Genomic DNA, 10,035 nt, shown 5'->3' with positions numbered 1-10,035 from the left:
CGTCCCAGACCAATCCGATACTCCCATGCCTCAACCTCCATATCCCGAAGGCACAGGGAATCACGATAAATCAATAACCGCAACTGTAGTACTAGCCAAGCCAACGGATGTTGGCGCCGGCGCCTGAGGCCGACGAAGGGTTGACCAAGGGTCAATCATTCGGCGGATTGGTATAAAATGTACCCTGCCCCAATGAGCATAGATCAAAGGAACAGGGGATAAGTGAAGCCAGCCAAAATTCACGTCAAACGCAGCTGGCTTCTACATTTTTGTATAAAACAACCTCAATCAGAAACAAGCATCCCCTGCCTTGGACAATTCCAGCCCCGCTCCTTCCAGCCCCAGCAACTGGGCCAGACGCGGGCGCACCTTCCATTCAGCGATCAGGGCACGGTAATCGGCCTGCACATCCTTATCCCCCGCCCCACCGGTGTAGGTGGCGCGCAGCAGGGTGTTGCGCGGGGTATGTTCGCTGCCGATGAATTCCACAATCTCCGCCCGATAACCGGACAGCCGCATCAGGGCGGCGCGCAGCGCATCGGTCAGCGCATCGGCCAGCCGTTCCCGCAGGATGCCATGGCGCGTCACCAGCCCATAGGGGGCCGGCGGTTCGGCGGCGCGGAGCTGCTTTTGCAGATCATGGTGGCAGCAGGGGGCCGCCAGCACGAAGCGCGCCTTCCAGGCCACAGCACGGGCCAGCGCATCATCGGTCGCCGTGTCACAGGCGTGCAGGGCCAGCACCACATCGGCCCCATCCAGCGGGGCGTCCGCGATGGTGCCTTCCAGGAAGCGCAAGCCGTCCCAGCCCAGTTGCGCCGATAGCGCACTGTTGCGCTCGCGGGCCTGCCGCTTCACATCCACGCCCACCATATCCACCTCCAGCCCACGCACGTGGGCCAGGAAGCGATAGGCGGCGAAGGTAAGATAGGCGTTGCCGCAGCCGAGATCGACGACGCGCAACGGGCGGTCGCCCGGCAATTGTTCCGGCTTCAGCACCGCATCCAGGGCGCGCAGGAATTCCTCTACCTGGCGGAACTTGTCCTGTTTGGTCGGCTTGATGCGGCCATCGGCATCGGCAATGCCAATCGCCTGCCAGAACGGGTCCGCCGGATCCAGCAGCCGCGCCTTGGCCCGGTTATGCGACAGTTCGCGTTCCACCGGGGCGGCCGGCTTGGTACGGCTGACCATCGGCTCCCCCTTCTTGGTGATGCGAAGCTGCACGGTGCCGCTGGTGCTTTCCACGTGCCAGTTGGCGAAGCCCTGGGACAGGGCTTCGTCCACCATGGCAGCCGCCTCATCGCCATAGGCGGCATTGGCCGTGTGGGCTTGGCGCTCATCATAGGCGACGCGCTGAAGGCGTTGGCCCGCCTTCAGCGCCACGGGCCGCAGTTCCAGCCGGCGCCAGGGCGGGCTGGTATTGCGCTGCCGGCCGGAGGCAACGGCACGCACCAGCCCCTCCCCATCCAGCAGCAGCGCCCGCAGTTCCGCCAATACCGACGCCAGCTCTTCGGCCATCTCAGTTCGCCTTGGCCAGCGCCAGTTCGATGCTGGCACCGGACAGATCGACGGAAATCGCCCCTTCCGGCAAGTTGGCCGGGTTCACCACCAGATCGAGCGCCAGGGTTTCGCGCTTGATGGTTTCCGCATGGGTAGCGAGCGCACCCGCCACCGCATCCGGCACCTGGGTGGTGATGGTGATACGGTCGGTAACCTGGAAGCCCGAATCCTTGCGGGTGGACTGCACGGCGCGCACAAAGTCGCGTGCCCAGCCTTCCGCCTCCAGTTCCGCATCCACGGTCACATCCAGCACCACCACGCCCTTGCCGCCGGCAAAGCGGGCGGCGTGGGTGCCTTCCTTGGCCTGGATGCGGATGTCGAAATCACCGGCTTCCAGCACGACACCAGCCAGTTCAACCGTGCCGTCGCCCTTGTCGGTCCAATTGCCCTGCTTGGAGGCGGCCATCACCTCCTTCATCTTCGGGCCGACCTTCGGGCCGACGACGGCAGCATTCACCGCCAGTTGGCGGGTGCCGACGAGGGAGATGTCGGAGGAAACAGTCACCTGCTTCACATTCACCTCATCCGCCACCAACGCCCCCAGCACGGCGTCGAACTGGCCCTTCAGCCGGTCGGCGTCCGGGTGAACGATGGTGAGCGTGCGCAGCGGCAGGCGGATGCGCAGTTTCTTGGCTTCGCGCAGCGACATGGCCGAAGCGCAGATTTCCCGCACAAGGTCGATCTGGCTGGTCAACTCATGATCAGACGGCAGGTGCGACACATCTGGCCAATCGGCCAGATGCACCGAGGCTTCGCCCGTCAAAGCGGTATAAATCCGCTCCGTCACATGCGGCAGCATGGGGGCCAGCGCCTTGGTCACCGTCACCAGACAGGTGTACAGCGTGTCATAGGCATCGCGCTTATCCTGGGCCTCCCCCTCGCCCACTTCCCGCCAGAAGCGGGAGCGCGAACGGCGGATATACCAGTTGTTCAGCGCGTCGTAATAGCCGGCGACCAGCGCATAGGCGCCCGGCAGGTCGTAGCTGTCCAGGCGGCCTTCGATGCCTTCCACCAACTCCCGTGTCTTGGCCAGGATATAGCGATCCAGCAGCCCCTTCTGGTCGGCACGGATCTGGCCCTTCACCTGATCGATATTGGCGTAGAGCGTATAGAAGCTATAGGCGTTCCACAGCGGCAGCACGCCCTGGCGCAGGGCCTGGGCAATGCCGCGCGCATCCTTGGGCATGGCCAGATCGCCGCCCACCATCAACGGCGAGGACACCAGATACCAGCGCAGCGCGTCGGCACCCTGGTTATTCAACACCTCCACCGGGTCGGGATAGTTGCGCAGACGCTTGGACAGCTTCTGCTTATCCTCGTCCAGCACCACCCCATGGCAGATGACGTTCTTGAACGGCGCACAGTCGAACAGGGCCGTGGACAGCACCATCAGCGTGTAGAACCAGCCGCGTGTCTGGGCCACATATTCGACGATGAAATCGGCGGGGAAGTTGCGCTCGAACCGTTCCTTGTTTTCAAACGGGTAATGCTGCTGGGCGAACGGCATGGAGCCGCTTTCGAACCAGCAATCCAGCACATCCTCCACCCGGCGCATCATCGACTGGCCGGTCGGATCGTCCGGGTTGGGGCGAGTCAGATGGTCGATGGCGGGGCGATGCAGGTCAGTGACCTTCACCCCGAAATCGCGTTCCAGTTCGGCGATGGAGCCATAGACGTCGATGCGCGGATAGCGCGGGTCGTCGCTGCGCCAGACCGGGATGGGCGAACCCCAGAACCGGTTGCGGGAGATGTTCCAGTCGCGCGCATTGGCCAGCCAATTGCCGAAGGAACCATCCTTCACATGGCCGGGAATCCAGTTGATCTGCTGCTGGTTCAGCTCGACCATCCGGTCCTTGAACTTGGAGACTTCGACGTACCAGCTATTCACCGCCTTGTAGATCAGCGGCTGATCGGTGCGCCAGCAATGCGGATAGTTGTGCAGGTAGGTTTCGTGCCGCAGCACGACGCCCCGCGCCTTCAAATCCTGGATGATCGGCTTATTTGCCTCAATGACATTCAGGCCGACATAGTCGGAAATCTCGGCGGTGAAGTTGCCGGCCACATCCACCGGCACCTTCACCGGCAGGCCGTTGGCCTTGCAGACGGCCAAGTCATCCTCACCGAAGCCAGGGGCCATGTGAACGATGCCCACGCCGTCACCGGTGGTGACGAAATCCGCCACCAGAATCTGGTGCGCCTTCTCCAACCCCTTGAAATAGGGGAAAATCGGCTCGTAGGTACGGCCGCGCAAATCTTCCGCCGTCAGCGTCGATTCCTGCTCATAGCCTTCCAGTTCCTTGGCATATTTGCCAATGGCGCTGCTGGCCAGGATCAGCCGGTCATCGCCCTTGCGCATGACCGCATATTCGATCTCCGGCCCGATGGCCAAAGCGAGGTTGGACGGCAGGGTCCAGGGCGTGGTCGTCCAGGCCAGGATATCCAACGCGCCGGCATCGCCCGCCTGCGGGTGCAGGCGGAAGCGCACGGTCAGGGCCGGGTCTTGCCGTTCACGGTAGGAATTGTCCAACCGGGTTTCAAAGTTGGAGAGCGGCGATTCCACGGCCCAGCTATAGGGCACGACGCGATAGCCTTCATAGACCAGCCCCTTATCCCAGAGCTGCTTGAAGGCCCACATCACGCTTTCCATGAACGTGATGTCCATGGTCTTGTAATCATTCTGGAAATCGACCCAGCGCCCCTGGCGGGTGACGTAATATTCCCATTCCTGGGTAAAGCGCAGCACCGACACCTGGCAGTGGGCGTTGAACTTGTCGATCCCGTATTTCAGGATGTCGTGACGCCCGGAAACGCCCAGTTCCTTTTCGGACTGCAGCTCGGCCGGCAGGCCGTGGCAGTCCCAGCCGAAACGGCGTTCGACCTTGCGGCCCTTCATGGTCTGGTAGCGCGGCACCAGATCCTTCACATAGCCCGTGACCAGATGGCCATAATGCGGCAGGCCGTTGGCGAATGGCGGGCCGTCATAGAAGACGAATTCATTGTGCTTGCCATCCTGTTCCAGCGGGCGGAAATCCACCGACTGCTGGAAGACCCCGTTTTCCTTCCAAATCCGCTGCACCTCTTCCTCAATCCGTGGGAAATCCGGGTTGGGTTCGGCGGCGGGATAGGGGCGGAAGCTGGAATCTTGGTTGGTCATGGCGCACCCACGCATTGGACAGGCCCCGGCACCGGACGCACCTGGGGGCAACTGTCATGTAACGATGCGCGGGCACGCTGTCCAGAATGGCGGGGCGCAGGGCAACCTTGCCGAAAAAATCACGCGCCTGGCAGCAGGGCCGCCAGCCGGTCGCGCAGGGCCGGCAGGGTGACGGGTTTGCGCAAAATGGGCACATCGGCCCATTCCGGTTCCCACACATCACTGTAACCAGTGCAGAACAGCATGGGGATGCCGCGATGGCGCAGGGCTTCGGCCACGGGGAAGACCTGGGCGCCATTCATTTCAATATCCAGCATGGCGGCGTCGATCTGCTTTCCATGTGCCGCCGCCAGGGCAGCGGGCACATTGGTGTAGGGGCCGATGACGGCGTAATCCAGCGCCTCCAGCATCTCCCGGAACAATTGTCCCAAGGGGATATTATCTTCCACCAACAGGATGCGCGGGCCGGTCTGGCCCGCCGGTTCCACCGGCAGATCATCCTCATCCACCGCCACGTCGGGCGGTACACCGCGGGCCAGCGTGTCCAGCGGGGCCAATTGGTCGGCGGGGAAACGGATGGTGGCGTGCAGCCCGTCATAGGTCCAGTCATAGGTGATGCCGCCCTGCAACTGCTGGCGCATACTGGCTTCGATCATGGTGGAGCCGAAGCCGCGCCGGGCGGGGCCGTCACCCAGGGCAGGGCCGCCCGTTTCCTGCCAATCAAGCTGGATGGCATCGCCGCCATCAATCACCGCCCAGCGCACGTAAAGCCTGCCATCCGGTTGGGCCAGCGCGCCATGTTTGGCGGCATTGGTGGTCAATTCATGCAGCACCATGGAAAGCGGCTGGGCCGCCTCCGGCCGCACGGTGATGTCGGGGCCGCTGATCTCCACCCTGCCGCCATCCTGTCCGTCATAGGCTTCCAGTTCCACCTGCACCAGCCGGCGCAGCAGGGCGCCTTCCCACCGGTTCATCGCCAGGATGGTATGGGCATGGGCGAGTGCAGCCACCCGTCCTTCCACCACCTCGACAAAGCGGTGGGGCGTTTCCGCCTTGGTCAGCCGGATCACCGCCTGCACCACGGCCAGCGCGTTCTTGGCGCGATGGTCCACCTCGCGGATCAGCAGGCGTTGGGCCTGTTCGCCGCGCCGGCGTTCGGTGACATCGCTGAACACGGCATAAGCGCCCGAAGGGGCGCTATCGCCCGGCCGCTGGATGGGGACGGCATCGATCACCAGCCAGCGCCGTTCCGACCGGCGGGGGTTGTAGATGCCCAGGGAGATGCCATGCACAACCCGGCCCGTGGTCAGCGCCCCCATCACCGGAAAATCGGCCCGCTCCACACGCTGGCCTTCGGCATCCACCGCCCCCCAATCCACCCCGTCGCCGGCTGGCCCGACCATTTCCGCCAGGGTGCGACCCAATATCTGCTCTGCCGCCGCATTGGCTGACAGGATGCGCCCGGCGGCATCATGGATCACCACACCCTGGGTCAGGGTTTCGAACAGCAGGCGGAACCGCTCCTCCCCCGCCCCCAGCGCCTCACTGGCGCGATGCAGGGCCGCCTCATGCTCTTCCCGCGCCACCAGGGTGCTTTCCGCCGCCCGCCGGCGCGTCACCTCCGCCGCCAGATCGTCGGTCAAGGCGGTCAGGCGGTGGTTGGCATGGGCCAGGGCACTGCCCCGCCGCATCGCCTGCAAGGCGGCCGCCACCAGCGCCAGCGTCAGCAGCAGGGCAATGATGGAGAGGGTCAGCGTATCCTGCCACCAGTTCACCAGAATGACGGAACGATCAGTGCCGACAACGATATAGCTGTCCATCTCCGGGATGCGCACATAGGAGTAGATGCGATCCACCCCATCGATGAGGGAATTGAAGCGGTAATCCCCCTCCTCATTATTCTTGGCCCGCGCCAGGAAAAAGCTGGAATTGGCGGGAAGCCGCAACAGCCGCCGGTCCGTCGGCACCGGATAGCGGGCCAGCAATTCCCCATCACCACGCAGCAGCGTCACCACGCCCTGATCCGACAGGCGATAATCGCGCCAGAACTGCTCAAAATAGGAAAGCTGGATGGTAACCAGGATGGCCCCGTCAAAAGCCGCAGGCCGTGGCTCCTCCCCGCGCCGGCGGGCCAGGCTGAAACTGATGGCCGGGCCTGAGCGCTCGGCCGCATCCACCGTCAGATATGTGTCAGCCCCCTTGCGCAGTGCCTGGAAATAGCTGCGCCGGCTGACATCATCCCCGATTTCCAGCGCCCCCTTACTGCCTTCCGCCGGGCCGCCGCCTGCCACCACCCTGCCATCCGGATCAATCAGCCACAGGCTTTCAATATGGGGCGACCGTTCCACCACCCGGCGGATGACGGCATCCAGCCGGGGCAGTTTGGCCACCTGGGGCCAGGGTGTATCACCCAGCTCTGTATCGATCAGTTCGATGGCCAGCGACTGCGCCTCGAACACCCGCATCATATGTTCGCGCAGGGCGCGGGCCTGCTGGTGGCGATCATCACGCGCACTTTCCAGCGTATGTTCATAGGCACGCCAGGAGATCAGGCCCACGGTGGTGCCGGGAAGCAGGATCGCCGCCAGGAGCAGCAGGACAAGCGGACGTCTCAACGGCGGCACCAGAGGCAACGAAAGGCAGGATCGCCATGCCAGACCATGGTGAACCTTGCCCATTTGAGGGCCATCTGACCAGCCTGCAGCTCTGTCTATCCGGAATGGCCGAGCCTTGCCAAAAGTTCGGTTTATGAAGCTTTACATCAGCGCCTTGCGCATCGGTACGAAGGGCACGACGGTGCCATCGGGCACCGGCTGATCCAGCGCACCGGTCGCGGTGAAGCCCAATGCCTGATAAAGCGGCACCCCTGGCAATGTCGCCATCAGTTCCAGCACCCGGAAGCCCGCCGCCCGCGCCGCCTGTTCGGAGGCCTGCATCAGCATCCGCCCGATGCCCCGACGGGCAAAGGCGGGATCGACGAAGAAGGCACGAATTTTGGCGGCATCCAGCGCCGGGTCCAGCGGGGCGGGGGAACGATCGCTGAACTGGTCGCCGCCGAACAGGGTGCGGCGATAGCTCCAGCCGCCACAGCCGGCGGGCTGGCCCGCCAGCTCCACCACGAAATAAGTGCCGTCGGCGATCAGCGTGCCGTCGATGCCGAAGATATATTTCAACGAACTCTCGATCTGGGCCGGGGTGTAATAACCCCGACCCAGATCGCGCACCGACCGTTCGACCAGCGCTTCCAGGGCGGCCCGGTCATCCGGCCGGGCCAGCCGCAGAATGGGAGTTTGCAGGGTCACAATGTCACTCATCGGGTGGGCCGGCTGTCCTTCACATCCTGGGCCGTCACGGCATCGCTGTAATGATTGCCGAAATGGCTGCGGACATAGTTCACCACAGCGGACACCTGATCGTCACTGAGATATCCGAAGGAAGGCATGGCCCGCTGGCCATTGACCACCATATGCACCGGATAACCGGCCGCCTCCAGATTGGCATTGCTGGCCAGGGCCGGATAGGTGCCGGCCCCCGTGGCCCCCTTGCCGTCGGGCATATGGCAGCCCTGGCAGATGGAGCGATAGAGATGCTCCCCATCCTGATAGGGGAAGCGGCGGGCATCGGCAAAGTCACTGGTCTGGGCATCGGTGCGCTGGGCGCTGGCCGGCAGGGCAGCGCCCAGCGCCAGCAGGGCCAGACCCAGGGAAAGCAGGCTGTTCTTCATCGCGTCTCTCCCTTCCGTCACTTGGCAATGATGCGCTGATGCAGGCGCGTGATGGCATCGAGCGAGGATTGCACAGCCCCTTCCTGCCAGGCCGGCAGGTAGGAGACATGTTCACCCGCCAGCAGCAGGCGCCCGTCGATCTGGCAGATATCCTTGTAATGCTGCTTGCGCTTTTCCTCCGTCCAGGAACCAAAGCAGCCCAGGGTCCAGGGCACGCGGTGCCAGGCCACCGCCACGCCGTTGTCGAATTCCTTCAGATATTGCGGGTGGATCTGCGCGCCGAATTCGACGCATTTTTTCACCCGCTCTTCCGGCGCCATGGCGGCGAATTCATAGGCGAATGGCCCCCAGGGATAGGCCCCCAGCAGCACGCCCTTGCCCTTGGAACCATAATGGCTGTTGGGGTAGGAGATGACGGAGATCGGCAGGTCGGTATAGGTAATGCCGCCATAAATCTCCTCATCCTGTTCCCAGAAGCGGCGCTTGAACTCCAGCCCCACCTTGAACGCCGCCTCATAGGGCAGCGCATCGATGGCGGCATCCATGGCGGGCGAGACGTTCTTCTTGATCTGCGAGAGGATCGAGGCCGGAATGGTGCAGAGGCACCAGTCGGCCTTGGCCGTCTTCACCGCCCCCCCAGCCTTGGCATCAACATAGGTGACGGTGACACCGGCATTATCCTGATGGATTTCCGTCACCTTGGCATTGAAGGTGATCTTGTCCTTCACCTTTTCCGCCAGGGCCAGCGGGCCGGCATCCATGCCGCCTTCGGGCTGGAACAGGGCCGTCTGGAACTCATAGCCCGAACCGGTGCCAATCGCCCGCCACAGGCCCGATTGCAGCAATTGCGAGAATTCAATCGGCTTGGACGGGATCGGTTCGCCCGACAGGCCGCCGCCGGGGTCTTTTTCAAAGCCGCGCCGGTTGGAGGTTTCGGCATTGGCGGTATAGGCATAATTATCGTCCAGCGCGCCCCAATCCTGCATGGCGGCCAGCAGCTTCTCCTGATCCTCCTTGGTGACATAGCCGTCCAGCCCGCCCTTATGGCCCAGCTTGGCCAGCAGTTCGGCGACATGGCCGTTGAAATCGGCCAGCACATGGCGATAGCGCTGCGGCTTGCCGCCAAAGGCCGATTTGGAATGGACATAGGCGTTGTAATTGATCTGGAAGAACGGCTCCAGTTTCACGCCCAGCTCATGGTAATAATGCATCACGCCGCGATGGTGATAGGGCACGCGCCAAGGGCCTGGGTTCAGGTAGTTGCCCTTTTCGAACCCCACCTTCTGGGTGAAGCCGCCCAGTTCGGTATAGGTGTCGCCACCGCGCAGGGTCCAGGCGCGGCCACCGGCCTTTTCCCGGTATTCCAGCACCTGCACCTTGTAACCGGCCTTGCCCAATTCATAGGCGGCAACCAGCCCGGCCCAGCCGGCGCCCAAGATCAGTACCGACGTGCCCTTGGGCGCGCCCGACAGGTCGGGCGGTCCCTTGAATTCGCTCTCGGCAGCAAACCCGAGCGAGGTTGCCGCTTGATACATGACGGAACTGCCGGCAGCCGTACCGATCATCGACAGCAGCTGGCGGCGCGTCATCCGGCCTGCCG

Annotated in this window: 6 protein-coding genes; all 6 read right to left on the bottom strand. The window is 63.5% G+C overall.

Translation table 11 applies throughout. The annotated features are described in order from the left end of the window. Window positions 1–288 precede the first annotated feature (288 nt). Window positions 289–1,515, bottom strand: a complete 1,227-nt coding sequence (locus CHB97_RS24675) for an SAM-dependent methyltransferase (RefSeq protein ID WP_089290689.1) — start codon at window positions 1,513–1,515, stop codon at window positions 289–291. Window position 1,516: 1 nt separating this feature from the next. Continuing rightward, window positions 1,517–4,711: an isoleucine--tRNA ligase gene (gene ileS / locus CHB97_RS24670; RefSeq protein ID WP_089290688.1), complete on the bottom strand. Its 3,195-nt coding sequence runs from the start codon at window positions 4,709–4,711 to the stop codon at window positions 1,517–1,519. Between the two features lie 119 nt (window positions 4,712–4,830). Further along, window positions 4,831–7,326: an HWE histidine kinase domain-containing protein gene (locus CHB97_RS24665; RefSeq protein ID WP_160106246.1), complete on the bottom strand. Its 2,496-nt coding sequence runs from the start codon at window positions 7,324–7,326 to the stop codon at window positions 4,831–4,833. A gap of 141 nt (window positions 7,327–7,467) precedes the next feature. Then, window positions 7,468–8,025: a GNAT family N-acetyltransferase gene (locus CHB97_RS24660; protein ID WP_089290686.1), complete on the bottom strand. Its 558-nt coding sequence runs from the start codon at window positions 8,023–8,025 to the stop codon at window positions 7,468–7,470. Then, window positions 8,022–8,435 carry a cytochrome c gene (locus tag CHB97_RS24655; RefSeq protein ID WP_089290685.1) on the bottom strand — a complete coding sequence of 138 codons (414 nt, stop codon included), beginning with the start codon at window positions 8,433–8,435 and terminating at the stop codon, window positions 8,022–8,024. Before CHB97_RS24655 ends, CHB97_RS24660 begins: the two co-directional genes overlap by 4 nt. 17 nt (window positions 8,436–8,452) lie before the next feature. Then, entirely contained in the window at window positions 8,453–10,024 is a 1,572-nt protein-coding gene (locus CHB97_RS24650) for a flavin monoamine oxidase family protein (protein WP_089290684.1), read from the bottom strand. Window positions 10,025–10,035: the final 11 nt, after the last annotated feature.

Origin of the sequence: Azospirillum sp. RU38E (assembly GCF_900188385.1) — a bacterium.
GTDB lineage: Bacteria > Pseudomonadota > Alphaproteobacteria > Azospirillales > Azospirillaceae > Niveispirillum.
Note: the sequence above shows the minus strand (reverse complement) of the source record. Positions and strands in the feature narration are given on the sequence as shown.